At 66.5% G+C, this 22,550-nt stretch carries 19 protein-coding genes; 13 read left to right on the top strand and 6 right to left on the bottom strand.

Translation table 11 applies throughout. The features are described 5' to 3' along the window. The first annotated feature begins 2 nt into the window (after positions 1–2). From ACIBBF_RS22710 to ACIBBF_RS22685, 6 genes are all read left to right on the top strand, one after another. The gene (locus ACIBBF_RS22710; protein ID WP_397417905.1) at positions 3–2,213 is read left to right on the top strand and encodes a xanthine dehydrogenase family protein molybdopterin-binding subunit; all 2,211 of its coding nucleotides are present in this window, start codon (positions 3–5) and stop codon (positions 2,211–2,213) included. A gap of 124 nt (positions 2,214–2,337) precedes the next feature. Continuing rightward, entirely contained in the window at positions 2,338–2,796 is a 459-nt protein-coding gene (locus tag ACIBBF_RS22705) for an SRPBCC family protein (protein WP_397417903.1), read from the top strand. A gap of 145 nt (positions 2,797–2,941) precedes the next feature. Further along, positions 2,942–3,565 carry a (2Fe-2S)-binding protein gene (locus ACIBBF_RS22700; RefSeq protein WP_397417901.1) on the top strand — a complete coding sequence of 208 codons (624 nt, stop codon included), beginning with the start codon at positions 2,942–2,944 and terminating at the stop codon, positions 3,563–3,565. Continuing rightward, positions 3,565–4,542: an FAD binding domain-containing protein gene (locus tag ACIBBF_RS22695; protein WP_397417899.1), complete on the top strand. Its 978-nt coding sequence runs from the start codon at positions 3,565–3,567 to the stop codon at positions 4,540–4,542. The genes ACIBBF_RS22700 and ACIBBF_RS22695 overlap by 1 nt, the downstream gene beginning before the upstream one ends. 36 nt (positions 4,543–4,578) lie before the next feature. Further along, the gene (locus tag ACIBBF_RS22690; protein WP_397417897.1) at positions 4,579–5,736 is read left to right on the top strand and encodes an XdhC family protein; all 1,158 of its coding nucleotides are present in this window, start codon (positions 4,579–4,581) and stop codon (positions 5,734–5,736) included. Between the two features lie 10 nt (positions 5,737–5,746). Then, on the top strand, positions 5,747–8,005 hold the full coding sequence (locus ACIBBF_RS22685; RefSeq protein WP_397417895.1) for a xanthine dehydrogenase family protein molybdopterin-binding subunit: 2,259 nt from the start codon (positions 5,747–5,749) through the stop codon (positions 8,003–8,005). A gap of 204 nt (positions 8,006–8,209) precedes the next feature. Here ACIBBF_RS22685 and ACIBBF_RS22680 read toward each other — a convergent pair whose 3' ends face one another. After that, the gene (locus ACIBBF_RS22680; RefSeq protein WP_397417892.1) at positions 8,210–8,602 is read right to left on the bottom strand and encodes a hypothetical protein; all 393 of its coding nucleotides are present in this window, start codon (positions 8,600–8,602) and stop codon (positions 8,210–8,212) included. 151 nt (positions 8,603–8,753) lie between these two features. Between ACIBBF_RS22680 and ACIBBF_RS22675 the strand changes: the two genes are divergently transcribed. The 3 genes from ACIBBF_RS22675 to ACIBBF_RS22665 are packed head-to-tail and all read left to right on the top strand — an operon-like array spanning position 8,754 to position 10,242. Further along, a complete protein-coding gene (locus tag ACIBBF_RS22675; protein ID WP_397417890.1) occupies positions 8,754–8,885 on the top strand; it encodes a hypothetical protein in 132 nt (43 codons plus the stop codon). Further along, positions 8,885–9,580: a MerR family transcriptional regulator gene (locus ACIBBF_RS22670; protein WP_397417888.1), complete on the top strand. Its 696-nt coding sequence runs from the start codon at positions 8,885–8,887 to the stop codon at positions 9,578–9,580. Before ACIBBF_RS22675 ends, ACIBBF_RS22670 begins: the two co-directional genes overlap by 1 nt. 47 nt (positions 9,581–9,627) lie before the next feature. Beyond that, entirely contained in the window at positions 9,628–10,242 is a 615-nt protein-coding gene (locus ACIBBF_RS22665) for a hypothetical protein (protein ID WP_397417886.1), read from the top strand. A gap of 267 nt (positions 10,243–10,509) precedes the next feature. Here the strand turns inward: ACIBBF_RS22665 and ACIBBF_RS22660 are convergent, their stop codons facing one another. From ACIBBF_RS22660 to ACIBBF_RS22645, 4 genes are all read right to left on the bottom strand, one after another. Next, complete coding sequence (locus tag ACIBBF_RS22660; protein WP_397417884.1) at positions 10,510–10,767, bottom strand: hypothetical protein; 258 nt, start codon at positions 10,765–10,767, stop codon at positions 10,510–10,512. Further along, complete coding sequence (locus tag ACIBBF_RS22655; RefSeq protein ID WP_397417882.1) at positions 10,764–11,228, bottom strand: hypothetical protein; 465 nt, start codon at positions 11,226–11,228, stop codon at positions 10,764–10,766. Before ACIBBF_RS22655 ends, ACIBBF_RS22660 begins: the two co-directional genes overlap by 4 nt. A gap of 709 nt (positions 11,229–11,937) precedes the next feature. Then, entirely contained in the window at positions 11,938–12,495 is a 558-nt protein-coding gene (locus ACIBBF_RS22650; protein ID WP_397417880.1) for a hypothetical protein, read from the bottom strand. 385 nt (positions 12,496–12,880) lie between these two features. Then, positions 12,881–13,879, bottom strand: a complete 999-nt coding sequence (locus ACIBBF_RS22645; protein ID WP_397417878.1) for an HNH endonuclease — start codon at positions 13,877–13,879, stop codon at positions 12,881–12,883. Positions 13,880–14,721: 842 nt separating this feature from the next. Here ACIBBF_RS22645 and ACIBBF_RS22640 point away from each other — a divergent pair. The 3 genes from ACIBBF_RS22640 to ACIBBF_RS22630 all read left to right on the top strand — a co-directional run bounded on the left by ACIBBF_RS22640 (position 14,722) and on the right by ACIBBF_RS22630 (position 17,019). Continuing rightward, positions 14,722–14,922: a hypothetical protein gene (locus ACIBBF_RS22640; protein WP_397417876.1), complete on the top strand. Its 201-nt coding sequence runs from the start codon at positions 14,722–14,724 to the stop codon at positions 14,920–14,922. A 51-nt stretch (positions 14,923–14,973) separates the two neighbouring features. Next, the gene (locus tag ACIBBF_RS22635) at positions 14,974–15,216 is read left to right on the top strand and encodes a hypothetical protein (protein WP_397417874.1); all 243 of its coding nucleotides are present in this window, start codon (positions 14,974–14,976) and stop codon (positions 15,214–15,216) included. Positions 15,217–15,540: 324 nt separating this feature from the next. Then, positions 15,541–17,019 (top strand): helix-turn-helix domain-containing protein, encoded by a 1,479-nt coding sequence (locus tag ACIBBF_RS22630; RefSeq protein WP_397417872.1) that lies wholly within the window; start codon positions 15,541–15,543, stop codon positions 17,017–17,019. Positions 17,020–17,631: 612 nt separating this feature from the next. On the opposite strand, the gene ACIBBF_RS22625 is transcribed toward ACIBBF_RS22630, so the two are convergent. Next, positions 17,632–20,988, bottom strand: a complete 3,357-nt coding sequence (locus ACIBBF_RS22625) for an SIR2 family protein (protein ID WP_397418034.1) — start codon at positions 20,986–20,988, stop codon at positions 17,632–17,634. A 481-nt stretch (positions 20,989–21,469) separates the two neighbouring features. Between ACIBBF_RS22625 and ACIBBF_RS22620 the strand changes: the two genes are divergently transcribed. Further along, positions 21,470–22,550, top strand: a protein-coding gene (locus ACIBBF_RS22620; RefSeq protein ID WP_397417870.1) for an IS3 family transposase whose coding sequence is annotated in 2 segments (ribosomal slippage) — positions 21,470–21,748 and positions 21,751–22,550 — 1,079 coding nt annotated over the 2 segments. Because the reading frame shifts where the segments join, the coding sequence is not laid out codon by codon here. This gene is flagged as partial in the annotation.

The following is a 22,550-nucleotide window of genomic DNA, read 5'->3' as shown; positions in this document are numbered from 1 at the left end:
CGATGGCCTTCACACCAGTGGGACGCGAGATCGACCGCATCGACGGCAGGCGCAAGGTCACCGGTGCCGCCGAGTACTCCGGTGACCACCCGGCCCCCGATCTCGCGCACGCCTACCTGATCACCAGCACCGTCGGGCGCGGCCGCATCCGCGCCATGGACACCGCCGCCGCGCTGGCCGCCCCGGGTGTCCTGGACGTGTACAGCCCGTTCCATCCTCTGCGGCAGTACGTGCTGCCCGGTCTGGGCGAGAGCTACGCGCCCCTCCAGGACGTGGACGTACGGTTCCACGGGCAGATCATCGCCATGGTCGTCGCCGAGAGCTTCGAGCAGGCCCGCGACGCCGCGGCGATGGTCACCACGACCTACGACGCCGAGCCGCCCCGCACCTCGCTCGACGACGAGCCCGGCACGCTGCCCGACGCGCCGGCCGGCAGGCGCCCGGCCCGGTCCACGACCCTCGCCGACGGCGTCGCCTCGATCGATGCGGCACTGGCCGCGAGCGACGTCGTCGTGCAGGCGGACTTCCACCAGGACTCGCAGCACCACGTCGCGATGGAACCCCACACCACCCTCGCCCGGTGGCAGGACGGCATCCTCACCGTGCACAGCGGCACGCAGGTGCCCCTCTTCGCCGTCATGCTGATCGCCGCCCGGCTCGGCATCGCGACCGACCGCGTGCGGGTCATGAGCAGGTACGTGGGAGGCGGTTTCGGCAGCAGGGTCCTGTCCTGGTACGACACCTCCCTCGCCGCGTCCGCGGCCGAGGTGCTGGACCGCCCTGTCCGGCTCGTCCTGACCCGGGAGCAGGTCTTCCAGGTCATCGGCCGGCGGGGCCGGATCAACCAGACGGTCAGGCTGGGCGCCCGGCGGGACGGTGTGCTGACCGCGGTCAGCCACGTGACCGACGCCGAGATGCCCGCCGTCGGCGGATGGCAGATGACCGCGGCGGAGTCCTCCACGGCGCTCGCCTACCGGACACCGAACCTGCATGTCGAGGACCGGCAGGTGACCCTCGACATGTCGCCGACCTGGGCGATGCGGGCACCCGACGAGGCCCCGGGGTCGTTCGCGCTGGAGACCGCGATGGACGAGCTCGCCGTGGCCACCGGCGTCGACCCGGTCGAGCTGCGGCTGCGCAACTACACCACCGTCGTGCCCGGCACCGACCGCCCCTGGACGAGCAAGCACCTCGACGAGTGCTACCGCGTGGGCGCCCGCCGCTTCGGCTGGTCGGCGCGGTCCGCCACGCCCCGCTCCCGCGTCGACGGGGACTGGCTGGTCGGCATGGGGATGGCGTCGGCCGTCTACCCGACGGACCGGCAGCCGGCCACCGTCCGGGTCCGCCTGCGGGCCGACAACACCGCCGTGGTGTCCACGGCGACGGTCGACCCGGGCACCGGCGCGGCCACCATGGTCTCGACCGTCGGCGCCCACGCCCTGGGGATCCCGATGCGCCGGATCGAGCTGGAGTACGGGGACTCGACGCTGCCGCAGGGCGGTTCGTCGGTGGGGTCCGGAGCCACCGCGAGCACCGCTCCGGCGGTCCAGGCCGCCGCCCGGGCCGCCGTCGACGAGCTGAAGCGGATCGCCGTGACCAGCCCGGGCTCGCCGTGGCACGGTGCCGACCCCGCCGCGCTGACCTACGAGCACGGTCGCCTGCGCTCGGCGGACCGGGCGATGACCTTCGGCCAGCTGCTCACCGCCGCCGGTGTCCCGGCGGCCGGGGGCGAGGGGACCCAGCAGCCGGGCGACGAGGCCACCCGGTACGCGGTCCACAGCTTCGGTGCGCACTTCTGCGAGGTGCGGGTCCACCGCTTCACCGGCGAACCGCGTGTCAGCCGGTTCACCACCGTGGTCGACGCCGGCCGCGTCGTGAACGCGAAGGCCGCCCGGAGCCAGCTCGTCGGTGGCGTCATCATGGGCATCGGGCACGCCCTGCTGGAGCACGACCCGGTCGAGCCGGCCACCGGCCGGCTGGCCGCCGGCAACCTCGCCGACTACATGGTCCCCGTCAACGCCGACATCCCCGACATCGACGTGCACTGGCTGGACCGGCCCGACCCCGTGCTCAGCGAGCTCGGCGTCAAGGGGCTCGGCGAGATCGGGACCGTCGCATCGGCCGCCGCGGTCGGCAACGCCGTCTTCAACGCCACCGGCAGACGGGTGCGCGACCTCCCCATCACCCTCGACAAGCTGCTGCGGGAGGACTAGGTCCGGCCTCGTCAGCCTGTGATCGCCAGGCCCTGGATGGGCCTCCGGCGTCCGACAAGGATCGCGGCAGGGCGACGACGTGCGCGTCGCCTGCCCGTCGCCGGACGACCGAAAGGCATCTGTCATGCCCAGCTATCACGTCGGGACCACCACCTCCGCCGCACCCGGGACCGTGTGGCGCCTGCTGATCGACGGCCGCTCCTGGCCCCGGTGGTCATCGGGGCTGGACGAGCTCGTGGAGACCCGGTCCAGCGGGCTCGACCCGGAGGGCCGGGACGGCGTCGGGGCGGTGCGCGCCTTCCGCACGGGGCGCACCGTCGCGGCCGAACGGCTCGTCGAGCTGGTGGAGAACCGGAGGATGACGTACGAGGACGTCGTCAATCCTGCGCTGAGGGACTACCGCGCCGAGATCCAGCTCGAGCCGAACGCCGACGGCGGCACGACCATCAGCTGGCGCGGCAGCTGGCGCGCCCGGCCGGGCGTCGGCTGGCTGATGCCGTTCATCCTGCCGGGTGTCATGCAGCGCATGGCCGACGACCTGTCCGCCTACGCCGCGCAGGTCGACCGCGAGGAGAGCCGCTGACGCGGTCGCAGCCTGGGATCGGCAGGTCCTGGATGTCTCCGGTCCCGCCGCCCAGTCTGGGTGCAGCGCCCGAGCCGGACAGCCCACCCGGACGGTGGGGGCGCTGCGCCACCACCCTGCCTCGCCGCCCCTCAGGAGAGACACGATGACATCAGACAACGATGCGGGACACGGCCGTTCAGGCGTGTCCCGGAGAAGCTTCCTGGGCGGCGGCCTCGTGGCCGCCGCCGTGACGCCGCTGCTGACCGGCCAGGCGGAGGTGGCCGAAGCCGCCTCGGTGACCACCGCGGACGGCGTCCACCAGGTGACCGTGCGCGCCGCCGTCAACGGCAGCCCCGTCACGGTGCGGGTGGACCCGCGGGCCACCCTGCTGGACACGCTGCGGGAGCGGCTGGACCTCAAGGGCACCAAGAAGGGCTGCGACCGGGGCCAGTGCGGTGCCTGCACCGTGCACGTGGACGGGCGGCGCGTGCTGTCCTGCCTCACCCTGGCCGCCACGGTCACCGGGCACGAGGTGACCACCATCGAGGGCCTGGCCGACGGCGACCGTCTGCACCCGATGCAGGAGGCCTTCGTCGAGCACGACGGCCTGCAGTGCGGCTTCTGCACCCCGGGCCAGATCATGTCGGCGGTCGCCCTGGTCGAGGACGAGGGCGGCGCCGACTCGGACGAGGAGATCCGGGAGCGCATGTCGGGCAACATCTGCCGGTGCTCGGCCTACCCGCGCATCGTCGACGCGATCCGGGACGCGCAGCAGGTGATGCGCTGATGCGGCCCTACACCTACGCCCAGCCGCGCTCGGTGCGCCAGGCCCTGCGCGACGCCGGGCCGGACACCGCGTTCCTGGCCGGTGGCACCACGCTGGTGGACCTGATGAAGCTCGAGGTGATGACGCCCGAGCACGTGGTGGACATCAACCAGCTCCCGCTGGACGGCATCACGCTGAACGGCAAGGGCCTGCACGTCGGCGCGCTGGAGCGGATGAGCGACGTCGCCGCCCACCCCGTGGTCCGTGAGCACTACCCGGTCATCGCCCAGGCGCTGGAGCTCAGCGCGTCGGGTCAGCTGCGCAACATGGCCACCATCGGCGGCAACCTGCTGCAGCGCACCCGCTGCGGGTACTTCCGGGACGTGTCCACCCCGTGCAACAAGCGCGAACCGGGCTCCGGCTGCTCGGCGCTGGAGGGCATCAACCGCGGCCACGCCGTCCTGGGCACCAGCGACGCCTGCATCGCCACCCACCCCAGCGACCTCGCCGTGCCGCTGGTGGCGCTGGGCACGACGGTGCACCTCGCCTCCCCGCGCGGCACCCGCAGCGTGCCGCTGGACGCCTTCTACGCCCTGCCCGGCAGCACGCCCGACGTCGAGAACGTGCTGCGGCCGAACGAGCTCGTCACCGGAATCACGGTGCCCCGCTCCCCCTGGGCCGCGCGCTCCCTGTACGTGAAGGTCCGTGACCGGCAGTCCTACGAGTTCGCGCTCACCTCCGCCGCCGTCGCGCTCCAGCTGCGCGGCAGCACCATCGTCCAGGCCCGGATCGCGGCCGGCGGCGTGGGCACCCGGCCGTGGCGGCTGCCGGCGGTGGAGCACGCCCTGGCCGGCCGGCCCGCGACGTCCGCCACGTTCGAGGCAGCCGTCCGGCGTGCCGCGGACGGCGCCCGGCCGCGCGAGCACAACGCGTTCAAGCCCGCGCTGCTGCGCCGCACCCTGGTCCGGGCCCTGACCGAGCTCGTGGAGAGCCGATGAGCGGCCGGCCCCACGGCGCGAGGGCAGGTGACGGCCATGCTTGAGCTCGCCCATGAGCTGCTCGGACGGGTCCGGCGCGGCACCCCGTTCGTGACGGCCACCGTGACCGGCGTGGCCGGTAGCGCACCCCGGCAGCCCGGCTCGTCGCTCGTCGTGGACGCGGACGGCGCCGTGCTGGGCAACGTGTCCGGCGGGTGCGTCGACGCCGCCGTCCACGAGGCGTGCCAGGAGATGCTGGCCGGGGACCACGCCCCGCAGGCCCTGCGGTTCGGGTACTCCGACGCCGACGCGATCGGCGTCGGCCTGACCTGCGGCGGCACCATCGAGCTGCTCCTGCGCCACCACGACCCGGCCGCCGGACCCGCCGTGGAGCCGGAGCTCGGACCAGCCCTCGCCGACGCCGCGGACGGCCGGGCGGTGGCCGTGGCCACGGTCGTGCACGGCCCGGACGCCCACCTCGGGCGGACCATCGTCGTGCGACCGGGCCGGCCGCCGCAGGGCTCCCTGGGCGACGAGCTGCTCGACCGGGTGGCCGAGGCCCGGGCCACCGACCTGCTGCACGCCGGGCGGACCGGCACCGTCGAGGTCGGGGTGGCCGACAGCTACTGCCGTGAACCCATGACCCTGCTGGTGGAGTCCAGCGCCCCGCCCCCGCGGATGCTCGTCTTCGGCGCCATCGACCACGCCGCAGCCCTCGCCCGGCTCGGCACCTTCCTGGGCTACCGGACGACCGTCTGCGACGCCCGGGCCACGTTCACCACCCCGGAACGGTTCCCGGACGCCGAGGTGGTCGTGGACTGGCCCCACCGCTACCTCGAGGCCCAGGCCGACGTCGGGCTCCTCGACGCCCGCACCGTCGTCTGCGTGCTGACCCACGACCCCAGGTTCGACCTCCCGCTCCTGACCGCCGCCCTGCGCATGCCGGTGGCCTACGTCGGCGCCATGGGCTCGCACCGCACCCACGAGGAACGCCTCGCCCGGCTCCGCGACGCCGGCCTGACCAGCGGCGAGCTCGACCGCCTGCACTCCCCCATCGGCCTCGACCTCGGGGCCCGTACCCCACAGGAGACCGCGCTGTCGATCGCCGCGGAGATCGTCGCCCACCGGCACGGCGGTACAGGGGCACCCCTGAGCACCGGCGTCCCCATCCACCGCAGTGCCCCGCCGGCCGGCGCACTCGCCCTCAGCAGCTGAAGGAGTCACGATGCCCCGTACCCCAGTCGGACGCGAGACCGACCGCGTCGACGGCAGACTGAAGGTCACCGGCGCGGCCGAGTACTCCGGTGACTACCGCGCCACCGACCTCGCCCACGCCCACCTCGTGACCAGCACCGTCGCACGAGGCACCATCACCGGGATCGACACGGCCGCCGCGCTCGCGGCGCCCGGTGTCCTGCGCGTGTACGCCGCACCGGAGCCTCGCCTCAACCTGTACCCGATCACCGGCCCGCTCGCCGGCTTCGTGGAGAACTACCTCCCCCTGAAGGACACGGAGGTCCGGTTCCACGGACAGGCCGTCGCGATGGTCGTCGCCGAGACCCCCGAGCAGGCACGCGACGCCGCAGCGCTGATCACCACGACCTACGACACCCGCCCACCGCGCACCTCCCTCGCGGACGAGCCCCACGTGCCGGCCGGCCCCACCCTCAGCGGGTCGCCGAGCAGCGTCGAGGTGCTGGCTCCCGGCGTCGGGTCGATCGACGACGCGCTCGCCGCCAGCGACGTCGTCGTCGAGGCCGAGTTCCACCAGAACATCCAGCACCACGTGGCCATGGAGCCCCACGCCATCCTCGCGGTCTGGGACGGCGACCGGGTCACGATCCACGCCGGCGCGCAGATCCCCGCGGCGTTCGCGCTCGGGATGTCCCAGCGGCTCGGGGTGCTGCCCCAGAACGTCCAGCTGATCAGCAAGTACGTGGGCGGTGCGTTCGGCGCCCGCGTCATCCTGTGGAGCGACACCCCGCTCCCCGCCGCCGCGGCCCGCGAGCTCGGCCGCCCCGTCCGGCTCGTCCTGACGCGCGAGCAGATGTTCACGCTCACCGGTCACCGTCCCGAGCTCACGCAGACCGTCCGGCTGGGCGCCTCCCGCGACGGCGTCCTGAACGCCGTCAGCCATCGGAGCGTCTCCGAGCGCCCGACCACCGTCGCCTTTCCCATGACGCCTGCCCACAACACCACGGACGCGCTGTACCGGACGCCCAACCTGCACGTCCACGCGGAGCTGGCCGTCCTGGACATCCCCGGGAGCCGCGCGATGCGCGGGCCCAACGAGGCTCCCGGGTCCTTCGCCCTGGAGACGGCCATGGACGAGCTGGCCGTCGCCACCGGCGTCGACCCGGTCGAGCTGCGGCTGCGCAACCACGCCACCGCGCACCCGGTCTCCGGTCTGCCCTGGTCCAGCAAGCACCTCGAGGAGTGCTACCGCGTCGGGGCGGAACGCTTCGGCTGGTCCGCCCGCAGCGCCACGCCCCGTTCACGCGTCGACGGTCAGTGGCTGTACGGCACGGGCATGGCCGCAGCCATCTATCCGGCGCACCGCCGTCCCGCGAGCGTGCGGGTCCGGCTGCTCGACGACGACACCGCCGTGGTCTCGACCGGGATCTCGGACTTCGGCACGGGCGGGCAGACCATGGTCGCGGTCTCCGGCGCCGACGCCCTGGGGTTGCCCCTGGACCGCGTGACGCCCGAGATCGGCGACTCCCTGCTGCCTCAGGGCGCGCCCGCCGTCGGCTCCAGCGCCACGCACGCCACCGTGCCCCTGGTCGTGAACGCCGCCCGCGACGCGATCACCGAGCTCAAGCGGCTCGCCGTCACCGACGAGGCATCGCCCTGGTACGGCGCGAGCGCGGACGACCTGCGCTACGAGCGTGGGATCGTGCACGGCCTCGGCCGCTCGATGACCTTCGGTCGCCTGCTCAGGGTCGTGGGCTCCCCGGCCATCACCACGCTCGCCGAGTCGGCCGGCGACGCCGACCCGGGGTACGTGCACCACAGCTTCGGCGCCCACTTCTGCGAGGTCCGGGTCAACCGCTTCACCGGCGAGACCCGCGTCTCCCGGTTCACGACGGTGGCCGACGTCGGCCGCGTGATCAACGCCAAGGCCGCCCGGAGCCAGCTCGTCGGCGGCGTCATCTTCGGCATCGGCCACGCCCTCCTGGAGGAGAACCACCTGGAGCTCACCACCGGACGCCTGACGAACAGCACCCTGGCCGACTACCTGGTGCCCGTGAACGCCGACGTGCCCGACATCGACGTGGTCATGCTCGACCGGCCCGACCCCGTCCTCACCGGACCGCTCGGCGACGGCAGCGAGGAGGTCGGGACCCGGAGCCTGGGCGCCCGGGGTCTGGGCGAGATCGGCACCGTGGGCTCGGCGGCCGCGATCGGCAACGCCGTCTACAACGCGACCGGTGTGCGGGTGCGCAACGTGCCCATCACGCCCGACAAGCTGATCTCGCTGTAGGTCTGCGGTGCCGGGCCACGAGCCCGGCACCGGAGCGACCCGTCAGCCGCGGGCCGGCTCGACCGGGTGGTTCCCGCGCACGCCCGACCGTAGGCGGCCTGGGACGACGAGCTGCTGGGGATGTGCGGCGCTCCGCCTGCGACCCGCTCACGCTGCGACAAGAGGCCAACCTGTGCCTGCTCCCCACCGCACAGGAGCCGCTCATCACCGTGGGTCGGGCGACTCCCCTCGCGCAGCAGCAACTGCGCCACGAAGGCGGCCCGCGAACGTCCGGGCGCCGTAGCACCGGATCGTGAACCTGTGTCCTCCGGCGCGCACGACGACAAGGCTGGTCACCATCCCCCACTTGGTGGTGATGTCGGTGATGTCGACCAACGGGACGACGAAGTCGATCGGGCCGTCGTGCATCGAACGGTTCATGGCGTTCGGGTGGAAGTGATACTCAGTCGGGGTCAGCGTTACTCGTCCCCCGACCCACAGCCCCTTGTGGATGGCGCGCGTCAGCGCCACCGCGGGTTGCGCGAGCACGCCTGCTCCGGTCGCACGGACATCGAAGAGAGCGTTGGCCAGACGGGAATCGATGGCGTCGGCGATCACGAGCACCGACAGTAGACCAGCGGCAACCCGCCGACCAGGCGGATCTAGGTCGTGGGGGCAGGGGTGCATCCGCCGTCGTAGCGTGTCCGCCGAGGCCGGCTGACCGACTCCGGCTTGACCCTGACGCGACGTCATCGTTTGAAGTTGTCGCATGACACGGATCGGCCTCGACACCGGCACCCCGCACTCGGCCACGTCGGCTCTCACCCTCCTGCGGATCAACGCGGCCGCTCTGCCCCTGCCAGGTCCCGGCATCCGCCGGCTGGGCCAGGTGTCACCCTGATGCGCATCTCAGAGCTGGCTCAACTCGCCGGGGTAACGGTCCGAACCATCCGCTACTACCACCAGGCAGGCGTGCTGCCGGAGCCTCCGCGTCGGCCCAACGGGTACCGGGACTACACCGCGGACCACCTGGTGGCAGTGCTGAGGATCAACCAGCTGACCGACTCCGGCCTGTCGCTGGCGCAGGCCGGAGTCGTGGCCGTCAGCTCTGGCTCCTCCGCCGACGAGGTGCTGGACGACGCGGACCGCGCCCTGGGGGCGAAGATCACGGCCCTGACCGAACAACGCGAACGGCTGGCCCGGGCACGTGCCGGACACCACGTGGGGCTCTCGACGGCGGCAGCCGCGCTGAGCCTGACACCCGCCGACGCCCCGGTCGCCATCGTCGTCGCCCACCTCTACCGGGAGCATCCGCAGAGCGATGTTCTCGTCGAGGCGCTCCACGACCCGCAGAAGCGGTCGGTCCTGGCGTCCTTGCAGGAGCGCTTCGAGGCCATCGACGAGAGCACGACCGATGGCGAGCTCGATCAGCTCATGGCCCAGGCGGGGGCACAGTTCGCCGAGGCTCCCGACGGGATGCCGCCACTGACCGAAGAGCAGTTTCAGGTCCTCCTCGACCTGGCCGAGCACCAGCTGAACGACCGACAGAAGAGCTTTCTACGAGGCCTGCGTCCCAGGCCGTCGCTCCACGACTGAGCGCGGCTCTCCCGATCACCTGCCCGCCACGACGACAAGGAGTATCCATGCGCCTCTTCGACAACTTCCGAACAGTGCTGCGTGACAACTGGAATGCCTACCTGATTTCCAACCTCGTGGTCTACGGCACTCTCGTCATGGCGATGATCGTCACCGTCTATCTTCCCGGGCTCCGCGAATGGGGCATGACGAATACCGAAGCCTTCCTGAGCTCGCCCGGGTCATCCGTGATCGTCGAGGCCTATGCCAGCGGCAGCGTCGTGAAGGCATCGCTGCTGACCTTTCTCGGTAACCTCCTGTTCGCCGCACTGGCGACGACGACGTTGCCCTCGCTCACCATCCCCTTCTTCGGTGTGCTCGCGACACTCGGGCGCGCAGCGTTCATCGGCATGCCGTATGCCCCGACAACACTCGAAGAGCTGGTAGTGGTCCTCGTCGCCTCGCCGGTGCTGCTGATCGAGTTCCAGGCCTACGTCCTGGCGATGCTGGGCTCCGTCATCCTCTGGCGTTCGACCTTCGGGTACCGGCGACGCAACCTGTCGTCGGCCTGGGACGGGTACCTCGCGGGCGTCAAGGACAACGTGCGCCTCTATCCGGCGATCATCGCGTTGCTTCTTGGTATCGCGGTGATGGAAGCGCTCACGGCTCCGCTGCTGCGGTGAGCGTCGGTGCGCCGCGACGGCGGTCAGTCGTGTGGGTCAGACGTTGAAGCGTGTCATGTGGCCCTGACCTTGTGGTTCGCCGATTGGGAACTGTGGGGAATCGGGCCGGGTGTGCCGCTACCACGAGGGCAGTAGCTGGGAACTGCGACGGGCTGTCGTGATTCTCGTCGAGCAGGACTCGTGTCTGCTCCGCATTGAGGCTACCTTTTCGCTTCTGGCCCACCGGGGTCTCGCAGGCGGTGAGAGGTTGGTCGTCGGAAGCGACGATCAGGTACATGGGCTCGCGCTCACGGTGGATCGCGGCGCAACGCGAGCCCCCTTCGCTGCCTCTTCCTCAGAGACGAGCAAGAACGTCTCGAAGTGCTTGCCGACCTCCAGAACTCTCACCCAAGACCAGCCGTCCGGTCGACCGGCGGCGAACAAAGCTCCCGCCTCGACGTGCAGCAGACTCCGGTTCGCCTGAACCCGTCCGATTCCGTTGGCATCAACCTCGACCAGATCGGTGAAGATGTCGATCTCGATCATGTCGGCGCTCCCTTCCTGAACGGCTCGGTTCCGTGCTCGTCGAGCGAGAGCTGCGCTGTCTCGGCGAACAGGACAGGGAGCCGCAGCAGAGCCGCGACATGGCTCACCTCTGGGGTGAGACCTTCGGCTCGCAACACCGCCGATGGCGCCGAGACCTGTTCGTAAGGGCCGCCGTGGACATGCCAGTCATAGGTGTACAGGCCGCGCTTACTTGCTTCAAACCAGTCTGAGTAGTCACCAAGACGGTCTTGTTCCCTGCGATCGAGCGATTCGCCGATCACAGGCAATTCCGTCCGCAGACCTGCAACGACGGTTTCGACTGACACTCCCTGACTCAGAACAGCGTCGGGAATCGGGCCGTATCCGGCACTGGAGATGAGTGCGACAGATCCATCCCGGTCGATCGCGAGGAAGTCCCACTCTCGCCCAGCTACATCATCTCGTTCCAGAGCGTCGCTCACGAGCGCATCTTGCCAGCGATCAGGCCAAGGTTGAGCCGCCGGGCAGGGCTACGCTCCGACCACGTGACGAAGAAGCGGCCCAGGGGCACGAAATACAGGTTGCGACGGGTCGGTGCGCTGATACCACCGAGCGGGTTCGAGACTCTTGTCTCCGCGGGCATGGGTCCGAAGGGCCCAGTGGATGGTGCCCGAGAAGGCGGGTCGGGAGGACGGCGCGACCTTGGAAAGCCCGGCCGCACCGTTGCTCTGGCGTCTTACACGGTCTCGGATCTCCACCCAGCGCACGTCGTCGTGCTCGCGCCTCTGCCCGTCAAGCCGGCATTCGTCCAGCCAGTGCCCGATGGCGGGTATCTCGTTGCCCGTTCCCGCTGCGCATGGGCGCCGCAAGGTCCGGAAACGAACGCCGCCGTAGTCGACCAGACCGGTCGTGCCGTAAGGCGCGCTCGGCGAGGGCATCGCGCACCTGCAGGTCGACCTAGACGGGCGCATCTGGGTCGGCTACTTCGACGAAGGCATTGCCGGCAGCCTCGGCTGAGGCTTCCTCGGACCGGAGCCCCTCCCCCTCCCCAGGGGATGACGGCATCGCTCTGGAGCCATGCGCCGATCTCGGGAGGCAAGCTCTGGAACGTCCGACGCGGTGGCCCCGTTCATGGCCGGGCTCTCCCCCGCGGTCCACTCCCGCCTACAGCGGACTGGGATTGCCCCACGATCACCAGAACTCGATGCCGCCCACCCCGTCGACGAGGTCAGACCAGAACGCAATTCGGCGGTGGTGGGTGCGGCCCGTCGCCGCACCGAGAAACTCGTGGGCACAGTAGTCGGCGAGATCTGTTCCGTAGTAGATGACGTCGGTCTGGTAGGCGGAGAACACCGGCGCACCACTGGGCTCCGGTGCTGCTGGGATGTAACGGTGGCCGAAGACCGGCACGAGTTGCGGCGCCGTGGTCAGGTGGTGCCGGGCGACCTCGATCGCAGCGGCCTTGGCCGCCGGTCGTTCGCCCCAGGCCGGCATCCAGAAGGCGCGCTCGACGTCGTACAGGACGCCTTCGATCGGCCATGCCAGGCTGTCGCGGATGGTCTGCTCGTCGCCGGTCCAGTCGATCCAGCCCTCGGGGGTAACGTGCCGCAGGACGTCTATGTGGTCGCGGTTGAACGTGAAGCCGAAGGTGGCTTGGATGTCGGCGATCTGGTCGCTGGTCAGCCCCGGGCCAAGGTCGAGCCGCGATCGGCGCAGGATCCTGATGGCGAGGTCGGCGATGGGGCTCACGGCGTTGATGATGCCAGCCCCAGCCATCGATCGGTGGCCCGTGCTGGAGGCTTTGGCCGAGGTCGGTGCGCGAGGCCGCGCTACCAGCTCTCGCACCAGCGGAGGCCCAGCGGGACTGGCCCTTACTGGCCCTAACTCCGTCAATCTGGCCCTAAGGACCAGTCCCGACCCCGGACGGGCTCACTCCAGCATTACAATAAGACCAGGCCAGGAGCTATCTTCGGCCGATTGGCCAGCATCATCCGTTCGCCATCCGGCAAGGCTTCCAAACTAATTAGGTGGGTTTGGTTTTCGTCGCCCGATTCGAGCGGAGGCACAGGCCCGACCGCTCCCTGACGCCAAATGTCCAGCATCTGCAGGCCAAGGCCCGTCTCCGGTTGTAGTACTAGGCGACGACTTTGGCACCCTTGGAGCGGTTGCACTTCCAACACAGCGTCTGAAGGTTCTCGGGCACGCTGAGCCCGCCCTTGGACACGGGCATGATGTGGTCGACCTCAAGCAGTAGGTGCGGCTCAGCTGCCAGCGAGACCCGGCAGTTCAGGCATGTGTGATTGTCGCGTTCCTTGATCTGGCCACGCAACCTCGTCGTCATGAGCGCGCGCTGGCCAGCAGCGGATTTGGCCCAGCGAATCTTCTCGACCAGCGTCGCGGACAGCGCCTCAAGCGTCGGCGTGTTGAGCTTGATGGTCGCTGTCTGGCCGCTGTTTCCACCGGCAGACGTGTACTGGAACTTGTACTGCGGGTAGGGCACCTCGATAGGCGAAAGATGTACGCCGACCTGGTCCCAAAATTCCTGGCGATAATGCTTGAGAATGAACGCGGGAGGGCTAATTTTCGCGGTGATGTCCGCTTCACGCCCCTTGACGTTAGCGACCGCCTCTTCCAGCCGGGCGATGTCATCGGCGACACGCTGGACATCAGCAAGTGTGCCCTGATCAGCCTTCACGGAAAAGTACTTCATCAGGTACTTGATCGGGTCGGTGCTAGCGTTACGCACGATTTGCAGTGAGGCGTTGTGCACGTGTGGGGCATGCTCGGCGACATTGCGGTCGCGCCGGTTGTTCCACGCCGAGGTGTTATCGAATGACGCGAGGTGCGCGTACTGGCCGGAGGACGATGACCCGAGTTCAAACGAACCCCGGGCGCGGATCTCCTCGACATAGCCGACCACATCGTTGTGCTCCGCAACCACTGAGGCGATCTCCCCCTTCAGTGCCCGGAAGTGGTCAGACGCGAAGTAGCGGTTCTTCCGGATCACGCGAACTACGGGGTTGGCAATGAGAATAACGCTAACCACCAGCACTGTAAGCCAGAAGCTGCTGGTGCTTGCCGGGACGATGATGACCGCTGCGATGAGCAGGAGTACGAAAAGAGGTGTAGGCATGCGCACGGAGCCTTCTCGGTCTGGGTGAATGGTGCCATAAGGCCACGGCAGACGGTCAGAGCCACTGCCATCCTCGCGACGAGTTCGCCCGGGTGATTATTGTCTTCGGAGCAAACATCGCGGCCGAACGCACGCACGTCGCGTCAGCGTCGACACCCTGTTCGCCCTAGCAAAATTGTCTCAGGGGAGATCAGTTTGGGTCACGTATATGACCCGATCTCACCCGCCCAAGAGCAGAGTTCACCCACGGTGAATATGCCAATGCATCGAAACCATCCGCGCCACCGTAAGATTCTCGTCATCCTTACCACCGGCGTACAAATTCACCCCTGGCGACGTTCCTCGCTTCGGACCAGTTCTCCCGATGCCCTATCGGATACCTGCGGTGCAACAGGGTGAGCGACGGCGTAGCGCTCGACGACGCGTCGTTCTTCCCCGACGTCAGAGACGCCCCGACCATCGTGATCTGCGACTTCGAGGTCAAGCACGCTGACGTGATCAGCTACATGCACGGCAGGTGCGCGAGAGGTAACCCGGGACCGAGCTGCATTTCGCGGTGTTCGGAGCGATGACCAAGGACCGAGAGCTGGCCGTTGGCAGCTTCGATGACCTGACGGGTGCCAAGACCATGCGGCCGCGGACTTCGAGGCCGTATTCATTGCTGCGACCATGAGCCCGCCGGGCATCGAGCCCCCACTTGAGTTGCGATAGCGGACTGGAGACGCCCTGCATGAGCAGCGAGACACCCACAGCGGAGCTGGCCGAGACCATCGCCGGACTCGTCAAGACCACGATGAGCGACATACGCCCCCGGCTCGTTCAGGCTGCGCTCACCGGACACCGTGCGGAACGAGAACCTGCGCCACGCGGACGACTTCCTGTCCGACTACGACCTGTGGATGCACCAGCGATACAAAGAACTCCTCAAAGAGGTGATCCCGTCGTTCATCTACGCCTCGGAGGAGGACGACCCGCAGGTCATCGGGGATGATCCCGACCCCGACTGTGCGTTCTGGTCGACCCGCTGGACACCAGCGAGCTAGCGGTACACGCCCTGCACGGGTACACGCACCTCACGGTCTCTGAGGAGACCGGTGATCGCGATCGTCGGCGTCGACCTCGACGGCAACCCCGTCACCCTCGACCACGGGCTCAACACCCTGCCCGAGATCAACACGACCATGAGCACATGGACGGCCCCCCGAGGCCATTCCTGTCCAGCCCTGTCCCGAGGGCTCAGAAGCGTTACCGCAGTTCAACCGGTATCCGGCCTGGTCGAAGGACCAAGTCGCAACCGGGGTGATGCTCAGACGTTGAAGCGTGTCATGTGGGCCTGACCCCGTGGTTCGCCGGTTGGCTGGGCGCCTTGGGGGAACTGTGGGGGAATCGGGCCTGGTGTGCTGCTCCCCGCTCGCGGGGAACGACTCGGGACCTTGACGGGTCTGTCGTGATTCAAGAACAGGGCTGCATGCCCGTTCACGCCACAGGCTACCCGCCGAACACCGGGGCGTCCCGGGGCAGTCGTCGGAGGCGACGACGGGGCCTCCGCTCGGACCCGCATCGCTCACGGCCTAGTTGGTGCGTTGGGGGTGAGTCGTGGTCCCGACCTCTGGCCTCGTGGCCAACTCCGCCTTGCCCTCGCCGTTGTACTCTCTCCAGCTATGTCGATGGGTGTCGATCTGGATCGCCTACGTGCGCTGCTCGCGCGCGGCGCAGAGTCGGATGATCTCGACTTCAAGGCGACGTGGGATCCTCGGCAGAAGTCCGACCTCATCGAACTGTGCAAGGACATCGCCGCGATGGAGTCCCTCTCGACCGGTGGCTACATCGTCGTGGGTGCTGACGATCATGGGGTACCGAGCGACATGTTCGCACCGGAGGCTGCTCGCGACTTCGATGAGCAGAAGATCCGATCCAAAGTTGCCGCTGTTCTCGGTGAACCCATTGACCTGAGCACCGCACTCCACCGCATCGAGTCCAACGACTTCCTCCTGATCGGCGTCGGCTCGAACCGCGATGGCATGCGGATCATGTCGAAGGACGGCGAGTACGAGAACAAGACCGTCTGGCGCGCTGGCGACGTTTTCGTGCGTCGTGGAACCTCTAGCGTTCGCTGGAATCAGCACGAAGCGCGCGGCATCATCGAGCGGGTCATCGCGGCCCGCAAGGAGGAGTGGCGGCGAGACATCTTCGAGACGGTCCGCGTCGCGACCCCAGCCTTCGAGCCAAATGGGTTCGTGAACGTGAACGTCGAGATGCCAGCTGAGTCGTTCGGCGCGGCAGTCACCGAGCTCATTCGACGCGGCGACGAGGTCGGCCTCGATCTTCTCCTACGGAAGACGATTAGCAGCGCAATCGCTGTCGTCGATACCGCCACAGAGAAGGATGCTAGAGCTGTCGCGTCAGAACTGAGCGACCAACTCAACCGCCTCGATATCATCGCCGTGCTCTCCGCGCGCTACTCAGCGGGTGCGACCTTCTCCCGAGTGACGGAGGGCTACCGAGACGTCTACGAAGCAGTCGATGAAGACTTCGTCAACGATCCGCGCCGGTTCCCGCTCGGCCACAAGGAGGTGCTGATGCATCTCTACGCCGTCGGCGCCGTACTCGTGCACGAAAGACAGTGGGAGGACCTGGCGGTCCTGGTCCGCCTCACCCCGATCGCTACGCACAATGGCTACTGGAAGTCCCTGCTCCGTAAGGCCGAAGTCATGGTCGCCCGAGCCGAGCTGCTGAAGGACGAGGAAGGTGCACGAAGCGGCGTCATCGAGGCCGCAAAGCCCGTGGCGGCTCATCTGTTCGACCTCCTCGGCGATAGTCGACCACAGGATCTCACCAATCTCCTCGTCGAGTTCGACGTCTACCGAGGCATCGCGAACGCTGGCAAAGACGAGGACGACAAGCTCGGCGCCTACACCAACTTCGCCCTCTACTACTCAGCGAGGGCCGAGCCCGCCTTCCTCACCCTGCTCGACAATGCCGTCGCGCGTGCCGCGCTCTTCGATGGCACCGACGCTCAACTCGCCGCGGTGTATCGCCGCATGAACAATGCGGCGCTACGTGAAGCCTTCGCCTACAACGGCTGGGACGGCTTCGAGAATCCGCGCCTCGTGTCCTTCACCGGGCCAGCCAACGGTTGAGCGCTCGCGAGCGAAGGGGTCGACGAGTAGACCTGGCGAGCCGGGGCGACTCCGGCAGCCGGCACATGCGCAGGTGCGGCACCTGCCGGGTCACGACTGCCCGGCAAGCACCGTCACCCGACTAGTCGCCAGGCGCGTCGCTGCCGGCACGGCGGAGACAGTAAGGAAATTCATCACGGGGCGGTTCAGATACCGTTTGCCCGTGACTGCGACCCGGGAAGACATCGAAACGGCCTGGGGCCGTGTGGTCTGGGATTGCGGCTGCCCGGACATCTACTACTGCCGGCCTCCGTTGACGTTGAGTGCCCGCGACACAGCGGGTTCGACACTTGCTGCAACCGCATCTCCGAGCCGTACCTGTGCCGTCAGATCTGCGAGCGTGATCACGCAAGGGCCGCACGCTCCGCTCGCCGATCCCCACTCACCCGTGCAACGGCCCAGCAACGCGAACACCAACAGGCTCCCACGGTAGTACCTGTCCAAGGGAACCGACCCGCGACATCACTCCCAAGAAGACCGAAACCGCATCGCCGCGGAACACAAAGACTGGCCTCACCCCTGCCTCCAGGACCGCAGCCCGACCCAGCTCATGCGAGCATGAACCGACGAAAATCAACGACCATTCGCTTCGTTCGCTAGACCGACTACCTGATCGTCGTCACCGACATAGCGTCTATTGTGGCGACGCCCGATCAAACGCAGGGAGGCGGCAAGTCGAGCGCGCGTCGTGTCGTCAGTTTCGGTCAAGTACCTGGGCATGAGGACCCCCATCACCATCTCCTCTGTCGCAATCAGCTCAAGTGTACCCAACCGATGGAAAGCATCAGGCTTGTCTCCCGCACGAGAGAGAATCCACTCAGTCGCTTCTGCGGACAGATCGTCTGCACTAATTCCGCGAATGCGCGGAAGTATCCATGCATTCATGAGAGGCCGCACAGCCGGCTCCGAATTGAACTTCGACAACAACGCATCGCGGGTTTCGTCGCTCGTGTGTCTGCACAAGAAATCCGACAGCCGGTCGGCAGGGAATGAGATAGGATCGATCCTTGAGAGCCGGTCCAACCACTCCAAATACGAGTCAATCTCGCCCGACAAATTCAAGCCCAGAGAGTCAACAGCCGAACTTGAGCCATACAACGCGTCCAATATCGCACCAGCCAATCCATCATGGCGAGTCGAGATCAGCGTACGAACCGTGTCCGGTGACATGCCCTCCACGTCCTCAAGTGCGAACGTCGGCTCCTGGTCCCAGTCAATTCCACTACGCACCAGGAGACGAAGTTCCTCCTCAAATGCGACGACGTTGCCGCACGCGTATTTGAGGAGTGCACCAACAAGCCCCTTCTCGCGATAACGTGTGATGATATCCGCTGTCCCCGGTGCCCACACCACTAAGATCCGGAGCAGGCCCAATGACCACCTGCCCACATCAGGCACACGCAGTTTAGCGACTAGCGCACTCACAAGTTCAGGCGAAGGCTCTAAAACTTCGACATCGTCCACTTCGTCCAGACGCGCCAATTGTAGATAGTGCCCAAATATCGCCTGGTCAGAGCCAGCAGCGATACGCTCTCTTAAATAAACCATCCCCTCGGGATCAAATGACCTATCAACCCGCCTCTCGACAACCAATTTGACTAGTTCAGAATCACTGGATCGAGCTCTTCTGACGCATACCGCGACCGATGCCGACTCTTGGATTACCTCCGCGACCGCAGATATCTCGGCAACAAACGGCTCTCGCCCTCCAAGCATCTTGACGACGGTCAATTTCTGCTCGCGTTCCCGTCGCTCCAAGGCCTCGAGGCATCCAACTGCAGTAGCCTCGTCGATGCGGCCCTTGATCAGTGCAGCCGCAGCGTTCAAGTAGTTGTAATCCCGCCGACCATAGACGATGTCGTCCAGGATTTGACCAACCTGCTCCGGCTGGATGTCGCATAACTTCGCCGCGGCGGTGCCGCCAACGGAATTTGGTCGCTCCGACAAGTCACTTAGTACTTCCGTGTGCACATCCTTGAAAGATATGAGTTCGAGAGCTCTCGCGATGTTGAGGTCCTCCTGCATCCCTAGTTCTTCCGGGATATGGGCCAGCGCCTTTGCGATCCACTCATCCCTTCGATGCTCCAAGAAATGGAGCGCACGAAGCCCCATCAACGTATCCACGCGCATGACCTCGCCCTGAACTCTTGCCGCCAGATCATCGCTCAGAAAGCCCAGAGTGAGCAAAAGTGACTGATCCCAATCGACTCGGCCGAGGCATCCTATTACGGTGCCAAGGTCGCCCTCGACAAGGCGCGCGAGATGACTGGCAGCAAGATACTCTGTGACGGAGTGATGGTAAAAGGCCAACCGCTTAAGGGGGGTGGCTATCAGGAGGCCGGTCTCGATCAGGTAATCCAGCACGTCCCCCTCACGAACGTCGCTTGGAAGAGCTCTTCTCAAGCCAACAAGAACGTCTGTCAGGGAGGCTGAGAGCTCCCCGTCATCGACCATCCCGTGAGCTATTCGACCGAGGAGTGCATGCAGTGAAACATCGATGTCAAACCGCGCACATATGGCATCTTGATGCCGTGAAGCCAGTTGTGAATAGACGTCATGGACGGTGCCGGTCAAACGAAGATCAATATCGCCGCGTTTCCAGGCTGCAAAGAAGAGCGGGCGGCGGAGCAACTCACGCGTCTCGGGATTAACTCCCTCGGGACATATGGAAAGAGTTCTTAGCGCGTTATCTACATATTGAGAGTCGACCGCATCAAGCAGCACGGTGGTGAAGTCCGCCGCCATGTCAATTGCCGACGCGAATCTCGTCGTCACAATTATTGTCGCATTTGGCGCAGCAACAAGCTGCGATAGGTCTCGGGCAAAGGATTCTTCGTACTTCGGCTCAATCTCATTTGCCCCGTCGAGGATTAGATAAGTCATGCCACTATCTAGCATCCCAGCAAATGACAGATCGACTGGCAAGACCTTCTCAAGCATGGCAGACAAGTCGCCCCGGTAGTCGCGGAGCTGAATGAGGACAGGAACGGGCGTTGTGAAAGAGACATCACCGCTGTCGAGGCATGCCGCTTCCAGCTGGCGCGCCAGGCGCCCCGCAACTCGCGTTACAAGGAAGGACTTCCCTGAGCCTGGCGCACCTTCGATCAAGAGTTTTCCGCGATATGCGGTCAGAGCACCTAGCGCGTCTGCGGTCGTTAATCGCCAAGATGACTGCGACCACGTCTCGTTCGATTCCTTTGCCCGTGCACGTGACAGCTGCAGCGGGAATCCGTCGCTACTCTGAGACAAGCTCTCGCCAAATCCGCGTGCGAATCGTGCGAGGCTTAGGATTGTACTAGGATCGGATCGAGGCGCGGTCGAAGCGGCGTCGACCAAGGTACCGCGCGGTTCATCCTTGAGATTCTGGATAAGGTCAAGTATCGGACTGTGGGGATTTCTGGCTTTGCGGTCGGTCTTATAGGAGAGCAATTCTATCCCGTAACTACGTCGCCAATACTGCATTTCGAGCTCGTGAACGTCCGGCATGATTGCCACATGGTCCGCGGGGCTTGAGGTGTACGTACCCAGCAACTGATCCCGCATTAGAAGGAAATCTGGATCACGCAGCCCGAATCCAATGAATATTACGGGTCGGCTGGCCAATAGGGTCTTGGTGGCTTCGAATACGTTTCGTCGATGATCTTGAAAGATTCGATAGTCTTCACGCGTGAGCACCACGGTATCGCTGTTTCCAATATCGCCATGTGGTTTAAATATGAAGTGGTTTGCTCGAGCTTGGATTATCGAGGGTATTTCCAATCTGTGCACAGGGGTCACGACGTCAAAGTGCTCTCCTGGCCGCTCGTCTGCGAGGGCGCGTTCAAGAAGCGAGTCATAGTTGGTCGTTAAAAAGCAAGTAGGTCCAAGCTGACTTATAGCCAGATGCAGCTCCGACGGCCCCGAATCCGCGCCTATGAATTTTGATCGCATGTACACGCGGCGTTCTTCGAGCGTCAACTGGTCGGATGCGTAACTCGCCGCGAGGAGGAGATCTCCGCTCCTCAGTTGGCTTCGAGCCAAATCGCTATCCCGGCCGAGGCGGTCGAGTTCATTGCATAGGCCCTCAAGGAGTTGTTCCCAACTCGGAAGCCCCGACCAGCGAGAGGCGCCTGATCCGACAAACACGAGTGTGTCCGGCCTGTGTAACAGTTCTCGAACGTTGTCCAGATCGGGCAAGAGAGACTCCCTAGGGTCGGAGGGACCCATGGTATGCGATTGAAGCCTCTCAGATACGGACTAGCTTCACGAACCACCGTCCCGCCCGGGTGAATCCTGCGTCTCCTATGCCTGTACGTCGAGATCATCTGCTAGCCGCGAGCCTTCGGGCTACGGTCAGCGTGGGGACTGTGCTGCACGGATAGGTGACAACTGACTTGTGGTGCCGACAGGCACTGCTGGAAGGATGTTCACCGTGCCCGCACCCCACCCCAAGGAGTTCCGCGACGACGTCGTGGCCGTCGCCCGGCGTGGTCAGGCTCCGATCAGGCAGATCGCGAAGGACTTCGGGATCAGCGAGTCCTGCCTGCGCAACTGGCTGCATGCCGCCGACGTCGAAGAAGGCACCAAGCCCGGTGTGACCTCGAGCGAGTCCGCCGAGCTGCGTGAGGCCCGCCGTAAGATCCGGTTGCTGGAGCAGGAGAACGAGGTGCTGCGTCGTGCGGCGGCGTATCTGTCTCAGGCGCAGCTGCCGGGAAAATGATGTACCCGCTCGTGAGAGAGCTCGCCGGCGCGGGGATCCCCGTGACGGTGGCGTGTCGGGTCCTGAAGCTCGCCAGACAGCCTTACTACCGGTGGCTCGCCGCGCCCGTCACCCGCCGAGAACTCGAGCAGGCCTACCTGGCCAACGTGTTGTTCGACGCGCATCGTGATGATCCGGAGTTCGGGTACCGGCTCCTGGGTGACGAGGCCCGCCAGGCCGGCCTGACTGCGTGTGACCGCACGATGTGGCGGCTGTGTCGTGACGGGCGCTGGTGGTCGGTGTTCGGCATGAAACGTGGCAAGAACGGCAAGCAGCCCGGCCCGCCCGCGCACGACGACCTGGTCCAGCGGAACTTCACCGCCACCGCACCGAACCGGTTGTGGCTCACCGACATCACCGAGCACCACACGGGTGAAGGCAAGCTCTACCTGTGCGCGATCAAGGACGTGTACTCGAACCGGATCGTGGGCTACTCCATCAGCGACCGCATGAAGTCGTCCCTGGCCGTGACCGCGTTGCGTTCCGCGGTCGCTCGCCGCGGTATTAGTGGCGCACGCGTGGCTGGGTGCGTGGTCCATTCCGACCGCGGATCGCAGTTCAGGTCCCGGAAGTTCCTGGCCGAGCTGCGACGTCATGACCTGGTCGGATCGATGGGACAGGTCGCCTCGGCCGGCGACAACGCCGCGATGGAGTCCTTCTTCGCACTGCTACAGAAGAACGTCCTGGACCGGCGCCGCTGGACCACCCGCGAACAGCTGCGCATCGCGATCGTGACCTGGATCGAACGGACCTA

Origin of the sequence: Promicromonospora sp. NPDC050880 (assembly GCF_044456525.1) — a bacterium.
Classification (GTDB): Bacteria; Actinomycetota; Actinomycetes; order Actinomycetales; family Cellulomonadaceae; genus Promicromonospora.
Note: the sequence above shows the minus strand (reverse complement) of the source record. Positions and strands in the feature narration are given on the sequence as shown.